Raw genomic sequence first — 20,364 nt, forward strand, 5'->3', positions numbered from 1 at the left:
TAGGTCAAGGGGGAAGCGCGATGCGCTACTTCGAGGACTTCCGGCCCGGCGACGTCCACGAGCTGGGCACCGTCACCGTCACGGCGGAGGAGGTGCTGGAGTTCGGCAGGCGCTTCGACCCGCAGCCCTTCCACACGGACGCCGAGCGTGCGAAGGACTCGCAGTTCGGCGGTCTGATCGCGAGCGGCTTCCACACCCAGGCGATGTTCATGCGGCGGTACGTCGACGGACTGCTCGCCTACAGCGCCTGTATGGGCTCGCCCGGCATCGACGAGGTCCGCTACCTGCGGCCCGTCCGTCCGGGCGACGTCCTCACCGCCCGCGTCGAGATCCTCGGCTCCACCCCGTCGCCGTTCAACCGCGCCACCGGCACCGTCAAGCCGCGGTGCACGCTCGTGGCCCCCGACGGGACGGCCGTGTTCAGCATGATCCTGCACAGCATCTTCCGCCGGCGCCCCGCCGACACCGAGGCCGACCATCTGTCGTCGATGCCCGCGGCCGAGGACCCCGTCGCCTGCGCGGGGCCGGCCAAGACCTGTGTCCCGGCCATGAGCGCCTGACGAACCGTCCTTCGTCGGGCCCCTGAACACGGCCGTCCGTACATCGTTCATCAATCCAGTGAAGGGGGACCTCCTGTGGAGGCCGTATCCCGCACCGCCCAGTGGACCGCCGCAGCGCGCGCCCTGGAGACCGAGCGCGAGGACCGGCTGTTCGCCGATCCCTACGCGCGCACCGTCGCCGACGAGATCGGCTTCGAGCTGCTCGCGCGCTATGACGGCGGCGGCATCGTGCCGTTCCTCGCGATCCGCACCACCTACCTCGACCGGGCCATCGTGAAGGCGGTGGAGGAGCGCGGCATCCGGCAGGTCGTCTTCCTCGCCGCCGGCATGGACACCCGGTTCTACCGGCTGCCCTGGCCCGAGGGCGTCACTGTCTACGAGCTCGACCGCCCCGCGCTGCTCGAAGCGAAGGCGGAGATGCTCAGGGACGAGCCGCGGCCCGCCGGCCGTACCCGGATACCGATCCCGGTCGACCTGACCGAGGACTGGACCGGCCCCCTGAAGGAGGCGGGCTGGAAGAGCGAGGAGCCCGTCCTGTGGGTGGTCGAAGGCCTGCTGTTCTTCCTGCCCGAGCAGGCGGTACGGACCCTGATCTCGACGCTCGCGGCGCACTCCGCGCCCGGCTCCGTGCTGCTCGGCGACGTCATCTCCAAGGCGGCCCTGGACAACCCGCTGGCCCGCGGCTTCATGAAGGCGCTGGAGGAGGACGGCAACCCGTGGCTGTTCGGCACCGAGGAGCCCGAGGCGCTGCTCGCCGACTGCGGCTGGTCCGTACGGGAGGTCAGGCAGCCCGGTGAGGAGGGCGCCGACTTCGACCGGTGGCCCTACCAGGTCGCCCCGCGCGCCCTGCCCCGCGTCCCCCGCTCCTTCCTCTTCACCTGCGACACCCCGAGCCACGGCCAGGAGGAGGCGGCATGAGCGCCCACGACTTCCACCAGCGGGTCATCACCGACGCGGGCGCGGCCGTCCGCGGTCTGACCGTCGCCCTCGGCGAGCGCCTCGGCCTGTACAAGGCGCTGGCCGCGGAGGGCCCGCTGACCGCCGAGCAGCTCGCGGTGAAGACGTCGACCGACCCGCGGTACATCGAGGAGTGGCTGCACGCGCAGCTCTCCGCCGGGTACGTCGAACGGCACCCGAGCTCCCTCACGTACACGCTCCCCGCCGACCACGTCGAGGTGCTCGCCGATCCGAAGGCCGTCACCTACGCGGCCGGGTTCTTCACCGCGCTGAAGGCGCTGTACGCCACCGAGGACCTGCTCGTCGACGCGTACCGCACCGGCGAGGGCGTCGGCTGGGCCGAGCACGACGCGGCCCTCGACACCGGCATGGGCTCCTTCTTCCAGCCGACGTACGAGCACAAGCTCGTCCCCGACTGGCTGCCCGCCCTGCACCAGGTCACCGACAAGCTCGCCGCCGGCGGCACGGTCGCCGACGTCGGCTGCGGTGTCGGCCACACCACGCTGCTGATCGCGAAGGCGTTCCCGCGGGCCACCGTCCACGGCTTCGACTACTCGGAGGAGGCCATCGCCATCGCGCGGGAGCTCGCCGAGGAGGCCGGCCTCTCCGACCGGGTCGTCTTCGAGGTCGCCTCGGCCGACGACTACCCGGGCTCCGGCTACGACCTGGTGTGCTTCTTCAACGCCCTGCACGACATGGGCGACCCGGTCGCCGCCGCGCAGCACGTCCACAAGTCCCTGGACGCGGACGGCACGTGGATGCTCGTCGAGTCGAACGTGTCCCCGCAGGACATCGACACGCAGACCCCCGCCGCCCGGATGTTCATGGCGCTCTCCGCCGTCATGTGCCTGCCCGTCGCGGTCGCCCAGCGCGGCCCGCACGCGCTCGGCAACCACTCCGGCGAGAAGGCCTTCCGCGCCATCGCCGAGGAGGCCGGCTTCACCCGCTGGCGGCGCGCGACCGAGACCCCGGTGAACGCGGTCTACGAAGTCCGGCCGTAACCCCGTTTCCCAGAAGGAGCATCCGCATGCCCACCAGCGCTCCGCTGCCCGTCACCGACCGCTTCATGGAGGTTCTGAGCCGCCTCAGCGAGCGCTCGGTCGAGGACTACTACAACCCGTACCAGACCTTCCAGTGGCCCGAGACGCTGGAGGAGAACCGTTTCTGGATGACGCCGGAGCTGCTCACGGTGTACGGCACCGAGCACTACGACGCCCTCGGTGAGGAAACGCTTCAGCGGCTTTCGAAGTGGGAGTCCATCAACTTCTACAGCCTCAACGTGCACGGCATCCGCGAACTCCTCATCGAGGTCGTCGGCCGCATCCACATGCCCGGCTTCGAGGTCCCCTCCGACTTCTTCCACCACTTCATCGGCGAGGAGAACGAACACATGTGGTTCTTCTCGGAGTTCTGCCGCCGCTACGGCCACAAGATCTACGGCTCCACCGCGATGCGCGCCGACGCCGCCTGGGAGCCCGAGGTCGAGAACTTCCTCGTCTTCACCCGCATCCTCTTCTTCGAGGAGCTCGTCGACCACTACAACTCCCGGATGGCGAAGGACGACTCCCTCTGCCACACCATCCGCGAGGTCAACCGCATCCACCACCAGGACGAGTCCCGCCACATCGCCTTCGGCCGTGAGCTGGTCTCCCTCCTCTACACCCGGATGTGCCAGGCCGTCAGCGCCGAGCGGGTCCGCGAGGTGGAGGCGTACCTCAAGCGGTACGTCGTCTACAGCGTCAACTCCCTCTACAACCCGCACGTCTACCGCGACGCCGGCATCCCCGACCCGCTCGCCCTGCGCAACGCGCTGGTCGCCGACCCGGCCCGCCGCCCGCACGAGCGCAAGGCCATCCGCAAGCCGCTCGCCTTCTTCCTGAAGACCGGGATCTTCTCCGACGACACCCTGCCCGTCGTCTGAGCCCCGAGCCTCCCTACCGGGAGCCCTCACCTGAGAGGTGCACCGACCATGACCTTGACGAGCCCCGAGAGCGTCGGGGAGACCAGGGGCCTGCCCTCGCTCGGCCCGGAGGGGACCCGCCTGCTGCGGCTCCTCGACGACACCTTCGAGGGCTGGGGAGTGACCGCGGGCGCCCGCCCGATGACCATGCCCCCGCTGCTCCCCGCCGCCGACCTGGCCCATCTCGACTACTACGACAACTTCCCGCACCAGGCCGTCGTCGCCGCCCCGCTCGACCTGGAGCGCCGCACGACCGCCCCCTTCTCCGCCGCCACCGGCAGCTTCCCCGGCGAGGCACTCGAACCCGCCGCGCTCGGCCTGCCCTCGGCGTCCTGCTACGCCGTCTACCTCGACCACCGGGGCCGCCGGGTCGCCGACGACACCCTCGTCACGATCTGCTCCTGGTGCTTCCGCAAGGAGACCCACTACGAGGGCATGCGGCGCCAGCTCGGCTTCCGCATGCGGGAGATCGTCGCCATCGGCGCGCGCGAGCACGCCGAGGTGCACCTCGCCGACTTCACCGCCCGCATCCAGGCCTTCGCGACGGCACTCGACCTCCCGCTGCGCAGGGAGGCCGCCTGCGACCCGTTCTTCGACAAGGGCGGCTCCAAGGCGGTCCTCCAGCGCCTGACACCGGTGAAGTACGAGTTCCTGTACGAGGACCTGGCGATCGCCTCGGTCAACACGCACCGGAACTTCTTCGGCGACCGCTGCGACATCACCCTGGAGTCCACCGGCGGACCGGCCTTCACCAGCTGCGTCGCCTTCGGCCTGGAACGGTGGCTGTCCGCACTGACCCGGCGCCACGGCAGCTGGGAGTCCGCCACCCGGGCGGTGCTCGACGCGAACGCCCGCCTGCGGGCCGATGCGAGTGGCACGGCCGGGCCGGTGATCTGACGTGCCGGCCCGTCCCGCCGCCCCGCCGGCGGGCGGCCTGGGGTGGGCGAACCTCGGCATGGACATCGTGTCCGTCAACCGTGTCCGCAGGCTCCTCGCCCAGTACGGGGAGCGGTTCTTCGAGCGGATGCTCACCCCCGGCGAGCTCGCCGACTGCCGTACGTCCTCCGGGCTCGACGTGCTGAGCCTGTGCGGTCGGATCGCGGCCAAGGAAGCGGCCTTCAAGACCTTACGGGTCCGGGGCAGGTTCCTGCCGTGGCCGGACATCGTCGTACGGCGCTCCGAGGGCGGCTGGCCGCTCGTGGAGCTGCACCGGGCCGCCGCCGAGATGGCGGCCGAGTCCGGCATCACCGAGATCACCGTGTCCATCAGCCACGACGTGGACTACGCGGTCGCGGTGGCCGCCCCGATCATCGCGACCCCCGTGCCCGCGCCCCTCACCCCTTCCGTATCCAGCAGCAGCTAAAAGGAGAGCAACCATGGCCGACGGCCTGCAGACGGTGAAGAACTGGATCCTCGAGCGTCACCCCGAGCGCGACGACATCGCGGCCGACCTCGACCTGATCGAGAACCGGCTCATCGACTCGCTGTCCTTCGTCGAGTTCGTCTTCCTCCTGGAGCAGGAGAGCGGCACCGCCATCCAGATGGAGACCCTGGAGGTCGACTCCATCCGGACCCTCGGCGCCATCGAGCAGCACTTCTTCAAGACCCCGGCGGAGGTCCAGGCATGAGCCGCCGCCTCTTCACCTCGGAGTCGGTGACCGAGGGCCACCCCGACAAGATCGCCGACCGGATCAGCGACACCATCCTCGACGCGCTGCTCGCCGAGGATCCCTCCTCGCGCGTCGCGGTCGAGACCCTGATCACCACGGGTCTCGTGCACATCGCGGGCGAGGTCACCACCACGGCGTACGCGCCGATAGCGAAGCTGGTGCGCGAGGCGATCCTCGACATCGGCTACGACTCCTCCGCGAAGGGCTTCGACGGCTCCTCCTGCGGTGTGTCGGTGTCCATCGGCGCCCAGTCGCCGGACATCGCGCAGGGCGTCGACACGGCGTACGAGTCCCGGGTCGAGGGCGCGGGCGACGAGCTCGACGCGCAGGGCGCCGGCGACCAGGGCCTCATGTTCGGCTACGCCTGCGACGACACGGCCGAGCTGATGCCGCTGCCGATCGCGCTCGCCCACCGCCTCTCCCGGCGGCTCACCGAGGTCCGCAAGGACGGCACCGTGCCGTACCTGCGGCCCGACGGCAAGACGCAGGTCACCATCGAGTACGACGGGGACCGCGCCGTCCGCCTCGACACGGTCGTCGTGTCCTCGCAGCACGCCGCCGACATCTCCGTGGAGGGCCTGCTCACCCCGGACATCCGCGAGTACGTCGTCGAGCACGTCCTCAAGCAGCTCGTCGAGGAGGGCGTCAGCCTGGAGTCCGACGGCTACCGGCTCCTGGTCAACCCGACCGGGCGCTTCGAGGTCGGCGGTCCGATGGGCGACGCCGGACTCACCGGCCGCAAGATCATCATCGACACGTACGGCGGCATGGCCCGCCACGGCGGCGGCGCCTTCTCCGGCAAGGACCCGTCGAAGGTCGACCGCTCCGCCGCGTACGCCATGCGCTGGGTCGCCAAGAACGTCGTCGCCGCCGGCCTCGCGAAGCGCTGCGAGGTGCAGGTCGCGTACGCCATCGGCAAGGCCGAGCCCGTCGGCCTCTTCGTCGAGACCTTCGGCACCGGCACCCTCCCGGACGAGAAGATCCAGGAAGCCGTCGGCGCGGTCTTCGACCTCCGCCCGGCCGCGATCATCCGCGACCTGGACCTCAAGCGGCCCATCTACGCGGCGACCTCGGCCTACGGCCACTTCGGCCGCGAACTCCCCGAGTTCACCTGGGAGCGCACGGACCGCGTCGAGGCCCTCAAGAAGGCGGCGGGGGCGTAGACCATGCGCATCGCTGTCACGGGTTCCATCGCGACCGACCATCTGATGACCTTCCCCGGCTGGTTCAGCGAGCAGCTGCTCGCCGACCGGCTCGACCGGGTCTCCCTGTCGTTCCTCGCCGACAACCTGGAGGTCAGGCGCGGCGGAGTGGCAGCGAACATCGCCTTCGGACTCGGGGTCCTCGGCCTGCGGCCCGTACTGGTGGGCGCGGTCGGCGCCGACTTCGAGCCGTACCGGGTGTGGCTGAAGGACCACGGGGTGGACACCGACTCGGTGCGCGTCAGCGAGTCGCTCCACACCGCCCGCTTCGTCTGTACCACCGACCGGGCCCAGAACCAGATCGCCACCTTCTACGCGGGGGCGATGGCCGAGGCGCGCGAGATCGACCTCCGCGAGGTCGTCGCGCGCACCGGCCGGCTGGAACTGGTCCTGGTCTCCCCGGACGACCCCCAGGCCATGCTCCGGCACACCCGCACCTGCCGTGACCTGGGCATCCCCTTCGCCGCCGATCCGTCGCAGCAGCTGGCGCGGCTCGACGGGGGAGAGGTGCGGGAGCTGGTGGACGGGGCCAGGTTCCTGTTCACCAACGAGTACGAGACGGCGCTCCTCCTGGAGAAGACCGGCTGGACGGAGGCCGACGTGCTGCGCCGGGTCGCCACCTGGGTCACCACCCACGGCGAGGCGGGCGTACGCGTCCGGGGCGAGGGCCGCGACCCGCTGGCCGTACCGGCGGTGGAGGTCCCCGCCGTCGTCGACCCGACCGGCGTCGGCGACGCCTTCCGGTCCGGGTTCCTCGCCGCGACCCTGTGGGGCGTGCCCGAGCGGTGCGCGGCACAGCTGGGCTGCGCGGTCGCGGCGACCGTCCTCGACTACGTCGGGACGCAGGAGTACCGGCTGCACCGGGACTCCCTCCTGGACCGGATCAGGACGACGTACGGGGTGGGCTGCACGGCCACCCTGGTCACCCATCTGAGGGGGCTGACATGAGGCGTTCCCTGCGGGAGGAGTTCGCCACGCGGGTCGTGGTGGCCGACGGGGCGATGGGCACCATGCTCCAGGCCGCCGACCCGACGATGGACGACTTCAGGAACCTGGAGGGCTGCAACGAGATCCTCAACCTCACGCGCCCCGACATCGTCGCCTCCGTCCACGACGCCTACTTCTCCGTCGGCGTCGACTGCGTGGAGACCAACACCTTCGGCGCCAACCTCGCCGCGCTCGCCGAGTACGGCATCGAGAACCAGGTGTACGAGCTGTCCGAGGCCGGCGCCCGGATCGCCCGCACCACGGCGGACGCCCACACGGCCGCCGACGGCCGCCCCCGCTGGGTCCTCGGCTCCATGGGCCCCGGCACCAAGCTCCCGACCCTCGGCCACGTCAGGTACGAGCCCCTCCGCGACGCCTTCCAGCAGAACGCCGAGGGCCTCATCCGGGGCGGTGCCGACGCCCTCCTCATCGAGACCTCGCAGGACCTGCTCCAGACGAAGGCGGCCGTCATCGGCGCCCGCCGCGCCCTGGACTGGACCGGCCTCGACCTCCCGGTCATCGTGCAGGTCACGGTGGAGACCACCGGCACCATGCTGCTCGGCTCCGAGATCGGCGCGGCCCTCACCGCCCTCGAACCGCTGGGCATCGACATGATCGGCCTCAACTGCGCCACCGGCCCCGCCGAGATGGCCGAGCACCTGCGCCACCTGTCCCGGCACGCCCGCGTCCCGATCTCCGTCATGCCCAACGCGGGCCTGCCCGTCCTCACCTCGGACGGCGCCCACTACCCCCTGTCGCCGGCCGAACTCGCCGACGCTCAGGAGGCGTTCGTCCGGGAGTACGGCCCCGCCCTGGTCGGCGGCTGCTGCGGTACGACCCCGGAGCACCTGCGCGAGATCGTCGAGCGGGTGCGGGGCGCGGCCGTCCTCGACCGGCACCCGGCGCCCGAGCCCGGCGCCTCCTCCCTCTACAGCCACGTGCCGTTCCGCCAGGACACCGCGTACCTGGCGATCGGCGAGCGGACGAACGCGAACGGCTCGAAGAAGTTCCGCGAGGCGATGCTCGAAGCCCGCTGGGACGACTGCGTCGAGATGGCCCGCGACCAGATCCGCGAAGGCGCGCACATGCTCGACCTGTGCGTCGACTACGTCGGCCGGGACGGCACCGCCGACATGAAGGAGCTGGCCGGCCGCTTCGCCACCGCCTCCACCCTGCCGATCGTGCTCGACTCCACCGAGGTCGACGTGCTGCGCGCCGGTCTGGAGAAGCTCGGCGGCCGGGCCGTCATCAACTCGGTCAACTACGAGGACGGCGACGGCCCGGATTCGAGGTTCGCGCAGGTCACGACCCTCGCCAGGGAGCACGGCGCCGCCCTCATGGCCCTCACGATCGACGAGCAGGGCCAGGCCCGCACCGTCGAGCACAAGGTCGCCATCGCCGAGCGGCTCATCGCCGACCTCACCGGCAACTGGGGGATCAGGGAGTCGGACATCCTCATCGACACCCTGACCTTCACCATCTGCACCGGTCAGGAGGAGTCCCGCAAGGACGGCATCGCCACCATCGAGGCCATCCGCGAACTCAAGCGCCGCCACCCGGACGTCCAGACGACCCTGGGCCTCTCCAACATCTCCTTCGGCCTCAACCCGGCCGCCCGCATCGTCCTCAACTCCGTCTTCCTCGACGAGTGCGTCAAGGCCGGCCTCGACTCGGCGATCGTCCACGCGTCGAAGATCCTGCCGATCGCCCGCCTGGAACCCGAGCAGGTCGCGGTCGCCCTCGACCTGATCCACGACCGCCGCGCCGAGGGCTACGACCCGCTCCAGCGCTTCCTGGAGATGTTCGAGGGCGCCACGGCGAAGTCCCTCAAGGCCGGCAAGGCCGAGGAACTCCTCGCCCTGCCCCTCGGCGAGCGCCTCAAGCGCCGGATCATCGACGGGGAGAAGAACGGTCTCGAAGCCGACCTCGACGAGGCCCTGACCTCCAGGCCCGCCCTGGAGATCGTCAACGAGATCCTCCTCGACGGCATGAAGACCGTCGGCGAGCTCTTCGGCTCCGGCCAGATGCAGCTGCCGTTCGTGCTCCAGTCCGCCGAGGTCATGAAGACCGCGGTGGCCCACCTGGAGCCGCACATGGAGAAGTCGGACGCCGACGGAAAGGGCACGATCGTCCTCGCCACCGTCCGCGGCGACGTCCACGACATCGGCAAGAACCTCGTCGACATCATCCTCTCCAACAACGGCTACAACGTCGTCAACATCGGCATCAAGCAGCCGGTCTCCGCCATCCTGGAAGCCGCCGAACAGCACTCCGCCGACGTCATCGGCATGTCCGGCCTCCTCGTGAAATCCACCGTGATCATGAAGGAGAACCTGGAAGAGCTCAACGGCCGCGGCCTCGCCGCACGCTTCCCCGTGATCCTCGGCGGCGCCGCCCTCACCAGGGCCTACGTCGAACAGGACCTCCACGAGCTCTACCAGGGCGAGGTCCGCTACGCCCGCGACGCCTTCGAAGGCCTCCGCCTCATGGACGCCCTCATGGGCATCAAACGAGGCGTCCCCGGAGCCGTACTCCCGCCGCTCAAGCAGCGCCGCGTGCCCAAGCGCGAGACGCCGCGGGCGGAGACACGGGAGCCGGAACCGGCCGGCCGCTCCGACGTCGCCGCCGACAACCCCGTACCCGAACCCCCCTTCCTCGGGACCCGGGTCGTCCAGGGCATCCCGCTCGCCGAGTACGCCCCCTGGCTCGACGAGACCGCCCTCTTCAAGGGCCAGTGGGGCCTCAAGGGCGCCGCCACGATCGAGACCGAGGGCCGGCCGCGCCTCCGCGCGCTCCTCGACCGCATCGAACGCGAAGGCCTCGTCGAGGCGGCCGTCGTCCACGGCTGGTTCCCCTGTGTGTCCAAGGGCGACGACCTGATCGTCCTGGACGAGGACGGAGGCGAGCGGACCCGCTTCTCCTTCCCCCGCCAGCAGCGGGGCCGCCGCCTCTGCCTCGCCGACTTCCACCGCGCCGAGGACTCCGGCGAGGTCGACGCCGTCGCCCTCCAGGTCGTCACCGTCGGCTCCCGCATCGGCGAGGAGACCGCCCGCCTCTTCGCCGCCGACTCCTACCGCGACTACCTCGAACTCCACGGCCTCTCCGTCCAGTTGGCCGAAGCGCTCGCCGAGTACTGGCACGCCAGGGTGCGCGCCGACTGGGGCATCGCCGGCGCCGACCCGGCCGCACTCGACGGCATGCTCCGCACCGAGTACCAGGGCTGCCGCTACTCCCTCGGCTACCCCGCCTGCCCCGACCTGGAGGACCGGGCGAAGATCGCCGCCCTCCTCCGCCCCGAGCGGATCGGCGTCGAGCTCTCGGAGGAGTACCAGCTCCACCCCGAACAGTCGACCGACGCGATCATCGTCCACCACCCGGAGGCGAGCTACTTCAACGCGGGAGGCCGACGCCTGTGACCCCCACCTTCTCCTTCGAGTTCTTCCCGCCGAAGACCGACAAGGGCGAACAGACCCTGTGGGACGCCATCCGCCGCGTCGAAGCCCTCAAACCGGACTTCGTGTCGGTCACGTACGGCGCCGGCGGCTCCTCCCGCGACCGCACCATCGATGTCACGAAGCGGATCGTCACGGAGACCACCCTCCGCCCCGTCGCCCACCTGACGGCCGTGGGCCACTCCGTCGCCGAACTCCGCGCCATCATCGGCGCCTACGCCGACGCCGGCGTCCGTGACGTCCTCGTCCTGCGCGGCGACCCGCCCGGCGACCCCCGCGGCCCCTGGACACCGCACCCCGACGGCTTCACCCACGCCCACGAACTCGTCGAACTCGTCCGCTCCCTCGGCGAGTTCCGCATCGGCGTCGCCGCCTTCCCCGAAGGCCACCCCCGCTCGGCGGACCCGGCCGCCGACCTCGCGCACTTCGTCGCCAAATGCCGCGCGGGCGCCGACTACGCCATCACCCAGATGTTCTTCGACCCCGAGGACTACCTACGGCTCCGGGACCGCGTCGCCGCCGCCGGCTGCGACACCCCGATCATCCCCGAGATCATGCCCGCCACCGACGTCCGCCAGATCCGCCGCTTCGCCGAACTCAGCGACGCCGCCTTCCCCGAAGACCTGGCCCACCGCCTCGAAGCGGCCAAGGACGACCCGGCGGCCTCGTACCGCATCGGCGTCGAGTACGCGACGCGGATGAGCCTGCGACTGCTCGACGAAGGCGCGCCGGGTCTGCACTACATCACGCTCAACAAGTCGACGGCGGCCCTGGAAATCCACCGAACCATCCTCAGCGCAAGGAGAGTTGCAGCACATGTCTGACTTCACCGACTTCAAGGTCGCCGACCTCTCGCTGGCCGCCTTCGGCCGCAAGGAGATCACCCTGGCCGAGTACGAGATGCCCGGCCTGATGTCGATCCGCCGCGAGTACGCCGCCGCCCAGCCCCTCGCCGGCGCCCGCATCACCGGCTCGCTCCACATGACCGTGCAGACCGCCGTCCTCATCGAGACCCTCGTCGCACTCGGCGCCCAGGTCCGCTGGGTCTCCTGCAACATCTACTCCACCCAGGACCACGCCGCCGCCGCCATCGCCGCCGCCGGCATCCCCGTCTTCGCCTGGAAGGGCGAGACCCTGGAGGAGTACTGGTGGTGCACCGAGCAGGCCCTCACCTGGCCCGGCGCCGACGGCCCCAACATGATCCTCGACGACGGCGGCGACGCCACCGTCCTCGTCCACCTCGGCGTCGAACACCAGAAGACCGGCAAGCTGCCCGAGCCCTCCAACGAGGAACTCGCCGTCATGCGCGCCCTCCTGGAGAACAGCACCCTCGACTGGTCCACCCTCGCCGCCGGCATCCGCGGCGTCACCGAGGAGACCACCACCGGCGTCCACCGCCTGTACGAGATGCACCGCGAAGGCGCCCTCCTCTTCCCCGCCATCAACGTGAACGACGCCGTCACGAAGTCGAAGTTCGACAACAAGTACGGCTGCCGCCACTCCCTCATCGACGGCATCAACCGCGCCACCGACGTCCTCATCGGCGGCAAGACCGCCGTCGTCTGCGGCTACGGCGACGTCGGCAAGGGCTCGGCCGAGTCCCTCCGCGGCCAGGGCGCCCGCGTCATCGTCACCGAGATCGACCCCATCTGCGCCCTCCAGGCCGCGATGGACGGCTACCAGGTCACCACCCTGGAAGACGTCGTCGAGACCGCCGACATCTTCATCACCACCACCGGCAACAAGGACATCATCCTGGCGTCCGACATCGCCCGCATGAAGCACCAGGCGATCGTCGGCAACATCGGCCACTTCGACAACGAGATCGACATGGCCGGCCTCGCCAAGACCCCCGGCATCGTCAAGGACGAGGTCAAGCCGCAGGTCCACACCTGGACCTTCGAGGACGGCAAGGTCGTCATCGTCCTCTCCGAAGGCCGCCTCCTCAACCTCGGCAACGCGACCGGCCACCCCTCCTTCGTCATGTCGAACTCCTTCGCCGACCAGACCCTCGCCCAGATCGAGCTCTTCACCAAGCCGGAGGAGTACCCCGTCGACGTGTACACCCTCCCCAAGCACCTCGACGAGAAGGTCGCCCGCCTCCACCTCGACGCCCTCGGCGTCCGCCTCACCACCCTCCGCCCCGAACAGGCCGCCTACATCGGCGTCCCCGTCGAAGGCCCGTACAAGCCGGACCACTACCGCTACTGAGGACCTGAAGCCCGCATGTGTACCGACTGCCCGTGCCCGCAGGAGGACGCGCGTGACCCCTGGCTCCCCGACCGTCTCCTCACCACGGAACGGGACCTCCTCATGCCGCTCCTGCGCCGCACCCCCGAAGAGGCGTACGCGCTCCGCACCGCCTGCCCCGGCTGGACCACCCGCCAGGTCCTCGCCCACTGCGCCGCCGCCCTCGTCCGCATCGTCGAGAACCGCCTCGAAGAAGGCGTCTTCCTCCCCGAGGCCAACGCCTCCGACGTCGCCGAACGCGAGGACTGGCCCCTCCACCGCGTCCTCGACGAACTCGAACGCGGCCTCACCGAAGCCGGCCCCGTCATCGCCTCCCACGACGACGGCCGCCTCGACGCCGTCGCCCTCGGCGAATGGGTCCACGCCGGCGACGTCCGCGAAGCCCTCGGCGAACCCGGCGCCTACTGCGGCCCCGCCCTCGACCTCGCCCTCCCCCTCCTCACCACCACCAGCCGCCGCCGCGACACCCCCCACCTCCTCGGCACCCTCCCCGGCCGCCCCACCCCCCTCTCCCTCGGCAACCCCCTCCCCGGCCGTCCCCCCGCCCACTTCCACGGCGACGCCCCCACCCTCATCCGCCTCTACTCCGGCCGCCCCCTCGTCCGCACCCTCTACCACCTGACGGGCGCCACCGAATCCGAACTCCTCATCTACCGCTGAGCCGCTGCCGCTGAGCCGCGTCCGGGCCGCGAAGAAGGGAACGCCCATGCCCACCACCCTCACCCGGCTCCTCCACACCGAGGCCCGGCGCCGCCCCACCGCCCCCGCCGTCACCTACGAGGACCGCACCCTCACCTTCGAGCAGCTGGAGAGACGGGCCGCGACCCTCGCCGCCCGCCTCCGCGCCCTGGGCGCCACCGCCGACACCCGCATCGGCATCCACACGGACCCGTCCCTGGAACTGGTGGTCGCGACCTGGGGCGTCCTCACGGCCGGCGCGGCCTACGTACCCCTCTCGCCCGAGTACCCGGAGGAACGGGTCCGCTACATGATCGAGGACAGCGGCACCCGCATCGTCCTCACCCAGGAAGACCTCCGCGACCGCACAACGGCCCTGGCACCACCGGGCACCACCGTCATCACCCTCGACGGCGACGACACGGACCCCCCGGCAGACCCTCCGGCAGACCACCCCGCCCCCCACCACCTCGCCTACGTCATCTACACCTCCGGCTCCACCGGCAAGCCCAAGGGCGTCATGGTCGAGCACCGCTCCATCGCCTCCCAGATGCGCTGGATGGCGGAGGAGCACCGGCTCGGGCCGGGCGCGACCGTCCTGCAGAAGACGCCCATGAGCTTCGACGCCGCGCAGTGGGAGATCCTCGCGCCGGCCGTCGGGGCGCATGTGGCGGTGGGGCCGCCGGGGGTCTACCGGGACCCCGAGCGCCTCATAGACACGGTCCGCGCGCACGGCGCGACGATGCTCCAGGGCGTCCCCACCCTCCTTCAGGCCCTCGTGGACACGGAGCGCCTGAACAGCTGCACCACCCTCCGGCGGGTCTACTCCGGCGGCGAGATCCTCTCCCGGAACCTCGCCGCGCAGCTCCTCGCCGAGCTCCCCGCCGCGGATCTGGTCAACCTCTACGGCCCGACCGAGTGCACGATCAACGCCTCCTCCCACACGGTCGAACGCGCCACCCTGGCCACCGATCCGGCCACCTCGACGGCCGTCCCCATAGGCCGCCCCGCCCACGGCACCACCTTCCACATCCGCGACGGCGAACTCTGCGTCGGCGGCATCCAGGTCGCCCGCGGTTACCTCGGCCGCCCCGACCTCACGGCGGACCGTTTCATCACCACCGAGTCCGGCGAACGCCTCTACCGCACCGGCGACTTGGCGCACCGGAACGACGACGGAACCGTCCAGTTCGCCGGCCGGGCGGACAACCAGATCAAACTGCGCGGCTTCCGCGTCGAGCTCGACGAGATCGCGCTGGCCATCGAGAACCACGACTGGGTGAAGAACGCCGCGGTGATCGTCAAGAACGAACCCCGCACCGGTTTCCAGAACCTCGTCGCCTGCGTGGAGCTGTCACCGAAGGAAGCCGCCCTGATGGACCAGGGCAACCACGGCGCCCATCACCAGTCCAAGGAGTCGAAACTCCAGGTCAAGGCCCAGCTCTCCAACGCCGGCACCCGCGAGGACGCCGAGCTCGCGGGCTGCCCGGTGGTCCAGCTCCCCGGCGCGACCCCCACCGCCCGCATGCGCCGTACGGTCTTCGCCCGCAAGACCTACCGCTTCTACGAGGGCGGCGAGGTCACCCGCGCCGACGTCCTCGCGGCGCTCGCCCGCCGCCCCGAGGGCATCGGATCGCGCACGGTCGCGAGCCTCACCTCCGGTGACCTCGGTGAACTCCTCCGCTGGTTCGGCCAGTTCACCAGCGAGGAACGGCTCCTCCCGAAGTACGGCTACGCCTCCCCGGGCGCGCTGTACGCGACACAGCTGTACGTCGAGGCGCGCGGGATCGCGGGCCTCGACCCGGGCACGTACTACTACCACCCGGTCCGCCACCGCCTGTACCTGACCGATCCGCTGCCGGACGCCGGCGAACCGTCCCTCCGGTTCCGCTTCCGCGGCAAGCGGTCCGCCATCGAACCGGTCTACAAGAACAACATCCAGGAGGTCCTGGAGATCGAGACCGGCCACATGGTCGGCCTCTTCGAGGAGATCCTGCCCGGTTACGGCCTCGACATCAGGCCGTGTGCGGAAGCGCGCTGGGAAGTGGTCCCGTACGACGAGGAGACGAGGGCGCGGACCGACCCCGAGGTCGACGTCTACGTCCAGACCCACGGCGACCGCGTCCCCGGACTCCCGGAAGCCCAGTACGCCTACGCGGACGGCACCCTGGCCGCCTTCTCCCCCTCCCTCGTCGAGAAGAAGCACGTCATCGCGATCAACCAGGCGGTGTACGAGCGGGCCTCGCTCGGCATCACCGTCGTGAGCCGCACGGCGGACGCCGGCCGCGCGTACGTCGACCTCGGCCGCGCCCTCCAGCGCCTCCAACTTGGCGGCCACGGACTCGGATTCATGTCCTCCGGCTACAGCTCGAAGTCCGGCAGTCCCCTCCCCGCCGCGCGGCGCGTGGACGAGATCCTGGCGGCGGCGGGGCGGCCGACCGGTCCCTCGTACTTCTTCGTCGGCGGCCGGGTCAGCGAGGAGCAGCGGCTGAGCGAGGGGATGTACGAGGACACGGTCCACATGAAGGGCCCGGCGGAGATGATCCGCGACGACCTCGTCCACCACCTGCCGGACTACATGATCCCCAACCGGGTCGTGGTCCTCGACCGGCTGCCTCTGTCCGCGAACGGCAAGGTGGACACGAAGGCCCTCGCCGACCTGGCCGTCGTCAACGCCGGCCTGCACGGCCGCCCCCACGTCCTGCCCCGCACCCGTACGGAGGGCAGGCTCGCGGAGATCTGGGCGGCGGCCCTCAAGTACGAGCAGGTCGACGCGGTCTCCGTCCTCGACGACTTCTTCGAGTCCGGCGGCAACTCCCTGATCGCCGTCGCCCTCGTCACCCGTATCAACCGGGAGTTCGCGGCCTCGCTGCCCCTTCAGATCCTCTTCGAACGCCCGACGATCGAGAAGCTCGCCCACCAGCTCGACGGCGCCGCCGCGACCCCCGCCTCCCGCCTGGTCCGCCTCCACGCCGCCGGCGCGCAGTCACCCGTCTACTGCTGGCCCGGCCTCGGCGGCTACACGATGAACCTGCGCCACCTCGCCGAGGAGATCGGCATCGACCGCCCCTTCTACGGCGTCCAGGCCCACGGCATCAACCGCGGCGAAGCCCCCTACTCCACCATCCGCGACATGGCCGCCGCCGACGTCGCCGCCATCCGCCGCCGCCAGCCCACCGGCCCCTACACCCTCTGGGGCTACTCCTTCGGCGCCCGCGTCGCCTTCGAATCCGCCCACCTCCTCGAAGCCGCCGGCGAACAGGTCGACCACCTCTTCCTCATCGCCCCCGGCTCCCCGAAAGTCCGCTCCTCCGAGACGGGCGGGGCCTCCTACGACAACCCCGCCTTCGTGACGATCCTCTACTCCGTCTTCGCCGGCCTCATCGACGACTCGGTCAAGGCCCCCGACCGCGCCACCTTCGTCTCCGTCGTCGCCGAGCACTTCCCCGCCCTCGACCCCGACCTCATCTCCCGCATCGTCGCCATCGTCGAAGAGACCTTCGAGTTCACCTACACCTTCCGCGAACTGACCGAACGCCAGGTCTCCTGCCCCGTGACGATCTTCAAGGCCCAGGGCGACGACTACTCCTTCCTGGAGAACACCACCGACACGGCGGCCTGGTCGACCCGCCCCCCGACCGTCGTCGACCTCGACGCCGACCACTACAGCCTGCTGCGCCAGCCGGATCTGAGGGAGCTGGTCAAGAAGATCCGGTATCGGCTGGGGGTGTAGTGCGGGCCAGGTGGCTCAGTATGAAGTCGAGGCCCTCGCGGACGTGGACGGTGTTGGGGTGCTCGGCGCCCAGGACCCGCTCGCAGTCGGGCAGCGCCGCCCGCAGCATGCGGATCGCCTCACCGACGCGCCCGGCCTTCCAGTAGGAGGTGGAGAGGTTGACTCGGGCGGTGAGGGTTTCGGGGTGGTCGTCGCCCAGTACCCGGTTGAAGTCGCCCAGTACCTCCTCTCGGAGCGCGATGGCCTCGTCGACGCGTCCCGCCTGCTGGTAGGAGCTGGCGAGGTTGCTGCGGGCGAGGAGCGTGTTGGGGTGATCGTCGCCGAGGAGCCGCTCGGAATCGGCCCTCACCCGTTCTCGCAGCGCGATGGCCTCATCCGTGCGGTCCGCCAGCCAGTAGGAGCTGGCGAGGTTGGCGCGGGCGGCGAGCGTCTGGGGATGGTCGTCGCCCAGCTGCCGCTCGGTTTCGACGAGCACCCACTCCTCGATCCGGATGGCCTCGTCGATGAGGCCCGCGTGCATGTAGGAGGTGGCGAGGTTTCCGTGGGCGGTGAGGGTGGCCTGGTGGTCCTCGCCCAGGAGCCGTTCGGCGTCGTCCCTTGCCCGCTCCCTGAGCGCGATGGCCTCGTCGGTGCGGCCGGCCTGCTGATAGAAGGTGGCGAGGTTGCTGCGGGCGAGAAGCGTGTTGGGATGGTCGTCGCCCAAGAGCCGCTCGGCATCGGCCAGCACCCTCTCCTCGCCCTCGATTGCTTCGATGAAGCGGCCCGCCTGCCAATAGCAGGCGGTGAGTTGGGACCGGGCGGTGAAGGCGTCCGCGTGGCCGTCGTCCAGCAGCCTCTCGGACGTGGTGATCAGGCGCTGAGCCTGAGCGATGGCGGCGGTCACCAGCCCCGCCGCCTGCAGGCTTCGGACGGCTCGGTACAGCACCGAGTGCCCCTTGAGTTCCCAGAGCCGGTCCTGAGCATGCTCGGCCAGCGTGTCGGCGCTGGCACGCAAGGCCGCGGCGAGCTCCCGATGGGGTTCGTCGGCCTCGGGCCATATGCGGAGCAGGGCCTCAGCCGCGGTGAGCGCGAGCAGCCCCACCTCCGCCTCCGGCGTGTTCTCGCGCACCGCGCGCGCGGTGAGCGCGTGGATGCGGATCGCGCGCGGCTCGCTGCGGGTGTCGCACGTGATCAGGGCGTACCGGTGCAGCAGCCGCAGCACCGTGTGCGCCTCGTCCTCGGTGACCCACGGTTCCGGCCGGTGCATGGCGAGGAAGTCCAGCAGCGGATCGGTCGTCCACAGGCTGTGGGGATGCCCCGCCGGATCCAGCAACGCCACCAACCGCAGGGCCGCCACCGCCAGCCCCGTCGTGTCCGCCGCCCGCGCAGCCTCCAGCGACAGCAGCAGCGCGACCGTGATCTGCCGCCCGTACCCCTCCGTGTCCGCCGTCTCCGGCAGCGCCTCCGCCAGCCGCGTCCGCCGGTCGGCGAACCGCCCCAGGTACGCCGCGCAGGTCAGCTCCTCGTTGATCATGTGCGCGGCCGCGAGACCCAGCGCCAGCGGAAGGTGCCCGAGCGCCTCGGCCAGGCGGGGGGCGCGCACGTCCAGGAGGTGGCCCATGCCGTCACCGCCGAGCCGCTCCCGCAGGTACGCCTCGGCTTCGGCCGGCGAGTACACGTCGATGTCGATACGGGTCCGGCGCCCGCCGGTGAGCCGCGCGTCGTTCAGCCGGGTCGTGGCCAGGACCCACCCCGTACCCGTACGGCTCGCCGGCCACCAGGCGCCCAGCTCCGTCGGATGGGTGATGTCGTCGAGCACGACCAGCCAACGCCGTGACGTCGTGGCCAGCCACCGCAGCAACGCCCGCGCGTCGGCCTCCGGGTCCTGCCCCGTCACGCCCGGAAGCCGCAGGTCGGCGGCGGCCTGCGCGTACTGGGTGATCACCTGCTGCGCCTCGGTCGCCGACGCCCACACCACCAGGTCGACCCCCTGCGCCAGCGCGTCCGTCGCGCACGCCGCCGCCAACTGTGTCTTCCCGAACCCACCCCCACCCGACAACACCTGCGTGAGCACCACCCCATCCCCGCCCCGCCGCGCGGCCTCGATGCGCTCCCGCAACGCCCCCCGCGCCTGGAACGCCGACGCCAGCGCGGGTACGGGCCCCACCTCCACGGGCCACGACACCGCCCCGGCCTCCGGCACCCTCGCGGCGTCCGCCGCGCTCGGCATGCCCGCCCCACGCGCGCCGCTCACGTCCTCCAGATCAGCCGTCGTCCCCGGATGCCCGTGCCGGGCGACCAGCGCGGCGAAACCCGGATGCGCCAGAGCCTCATGCAGGGGCGCGGCATGCAGGCGCCGCCAGTCCATGGCGCGGTCGTCCTCGACCGCGACCCCGACGAGCCGCCCGTGACAGAAGATCGCCGAACCGGAGGCGCCGGACCACGGCCGCTCACGGTCACGACGCGGCGCGGGCCACACCGGACAATCGAGCACCCACCCACTCGACGACGTCGACACCACCGACAGCTCGCCGTGCAGGTCCTCGAACTGCGCCTCACTCCCCGCGTCCGCCGCGAACGCCGGAAACCCCGCCCCCGTGAACGGAATCCGCGCCGTCCCACCCGGCCGCCCCCACCGCACCGGCCCGTCACCCGCCTCCACGGGCGCGTCGAGCCACACCAGCGCGATGTCGAGGGCGTCCTCGGCCGGCACCCCGTCCAACGGGTCCGGCCAGCACACCCGCGCCCCGCGCTCCGCCAACTCCCCGAAACGCGGATGCCCCACCCGTACGCCGACCCGCCCGGCCCACCGCCCCCGCGCCCGGTCCAGCACCACATGCAGCGCGGTCAGCACCAGCCGAGGCCCCACGAGATACCCGGACCCCGACCCCTCAGGCCCCCCGGTCCTGACCCACACCAACCGCCGAGGGTCCACC

At 71.1% G+C, this 20,364-nt stretch carries 15 protein-coding genes; 14 read left to right on the forward strand and 1 reads right to left on the reverse strand.

The window, feature by feature from the left end; translation table 11 throughout:
- Positions 1-20: 20 nt before the first annotated feature.
- From ACZ7G1_RS30530 to ACZ7G1_RS30595, 14 genes are all read left to right on the forward strand, one after another.
- Entirely contained in the window at positions 21-560 is a 540-nt protein-coding gene (locus tag ACZ7G1_RS30530; protein ID WP_470878875.1) for a MaoC family dehydratase, read from the forward strand.
- Positions 561-635: 75 nt separating this feature from the next.
- Positions 636-1,478: a class I SAM-dependent methyltransferase gene (locus ACZ7G1_RS30535; RefSeq protein ID WP_470878877.1), complete on the forward strand. Its 843-nt coding sequence runs from the start codon at positions 636-638 to the stop codon at positions 1,476-1,478.
- Positions 1,475-2,518 carry a class I SAM-dependent methyltransferase gene (locus ACZ7G1_RS30540; RefSeq protein ID WP_470878879.1) on the forward strand — a complete coding sequence of 348 codons (1,044 nt, stop codon included), beginning with the start codon at positions 1,475-1,477 and terminating at the stop codon, positions 2,516-2,518. Before ACZ7G1_RS30535 ends, ACZ7G1_RS30540 begins: the two co-directional genes overlap by 4 nt.
- A gap of 26 nt (positions 2,519-2,544) precedes the next feature.
- Entirely contained in the window at positions 2,545-3,438 is an 894-nt protein-coding gene (locus tag ACZ7G1_RS30545; RefSeq protein ID WP_470878880.1) for a diiron oxygenase, read from the forward strand.
- A gap of 48 nt (positions 3,439-3,486) precedes the next feature.
- Positions 3,487-4,374, forward strand: a complete 888-nt coding sequence (locus tag ACZ7G1_RS30550; protein ID WP_470878882.1) for a class-II aminoacyl-tRNA synthetase family protein — start codon at positions 3,487-3,489, stop codon at positions 4,372-4,374.
- A 1-nt stretch (position 4,375) separates the two neighbouring features.
- Positions 4,376-4,840: a holo-ACP synthase gene (acpS, locus tag ACZ7G1_RS30555; protein ID WP_470878883.1), complete on the forward strand. Its 465-nt coding sequence runs from the start codon at positions 4,376-4,378 to the stop codon at positions 4,838-4,840.
- Positions 4,841-4,853: 13 nt separating this feature from the next.
- On the forward strand, positions 4,854-5,105 hold the full coding sequence (locus ACZ7G1_RS30560; RefSeq protein ID WP_392159283.1) for a phosphopantetheine-binding protein: 252 nt from the start codon (positions 4,854-4,856) through the stop codon (positions 5,103-5,105).
- A complete protein-coding gene (metK, locus tag ACZ7G1_RS30565; RefSeq protein WP_470878885.1) occupies positions 5,102-6,310 on the forward strand; it encodes a methionine adenosyltransferase in 1,209 nt (402 codons plus the stop codon). Before ACZ7G1_RS30560 ends, metK begins: the two co-directional genes overlap by 4 nt.
- 3 nt (positions 6,311-6,313) lie before the next feature.
- Entirely contained in the window at positions 6,314-7,297 is a 984-nt protein-coding gene (locus tag ACZ7G1_RS30570; RefSeq protein ID WP_470878887.1) for a carbohydrate kinase family protein, read from the forward strand.
- On the forward strand, positions 7,294-10,752 hold the full coding sequence (metH, locus tag ACZ7G1_RS30575) for a methionine synthase (protein WP_470878889.1): 3,459 nt from the start codon (positions 7,294-7,296) through the stop codon (positions 10,750-10,752). Before ACZ7G1_RS30570 ends, metH begins: the two co-directional genes overlap by 4 nt.
- On the forward strand, positions 10,749-11,612 hold the full coding sequence (metF, locus tag ACZ7G1_RS30580) for a methylenetetrahydrofolate reductase [NAD(P)H] (protein WP_470878891.1): 864 nt from the start codon (positions 10,749-10,751) through the stop codon (positions 11,610-11,612). Before metH ends, metF begins: the two co-directional genes overlap by 4 nt.
- Positions 11,605-12,999 (forward strand): adenosylhomocysteinase, encoded by a 1,395-nt coding sequence (ahcY, locus tag ACZ7G1_RS30585; protein ID WP_470878893.1) that lies wholly within the window; start codon positions 11,605-11,607, stop codon positions 12,997-12,999. Before metF ends, ahcY begins: the two co-directional genes overlap by 8 nt.
- Positions 13,000-13,014: 15 nt before the next feature.
- Complete coding sequence (locus tag ACZ7G1_RS30590; RefSeq protein ID WP_470878894.1) at positions 13,015-13,698, forward strand: maleylpyruvate isomerase family mycothiol-dependent enzyme; 684 nt, start codon at positions 13,015-13,017, stop codon at positions 13,696-13,698.
- A gap of 46 nt (positions 13,699-13,744) precedes the next feature.
- Entirely contained in the window at positions 13,745-17,449 is a 3,705-nt protein-coding gene (locus ACZ7G1_RS30595; RefSeq protein ID WP_470878896.1) for an amino acid adenylation domain-containing protein, read from the forward strand.
- On the opposite strand, the gene fxsT is transcribed toward ACZ7G1_RS30595, so the two are convergent.
- Positions 17,418-20,363 (reverse strand): FxSxx-COOH system tetratricopeptide repeat protein, encoded by a 2,946-nt coding sequence (gene fxsT / locus ACZ7G1_RS30600; protein WP_470878897.1) that lies wholly within the window; start codon positions 20,361-20,363, stop codon positions 17,418-17,420. The two genes, ACZ7G1_RS30595 and fxsT, sit on opposite strands and share 32 nt — an antisense overlap.
- Between the last annotated feature and the right edge of the window lies 1 nt (position 20,364).

This window comes from Streptomyces sp. NPDC037273 (genome assembly GCF_055603625.1).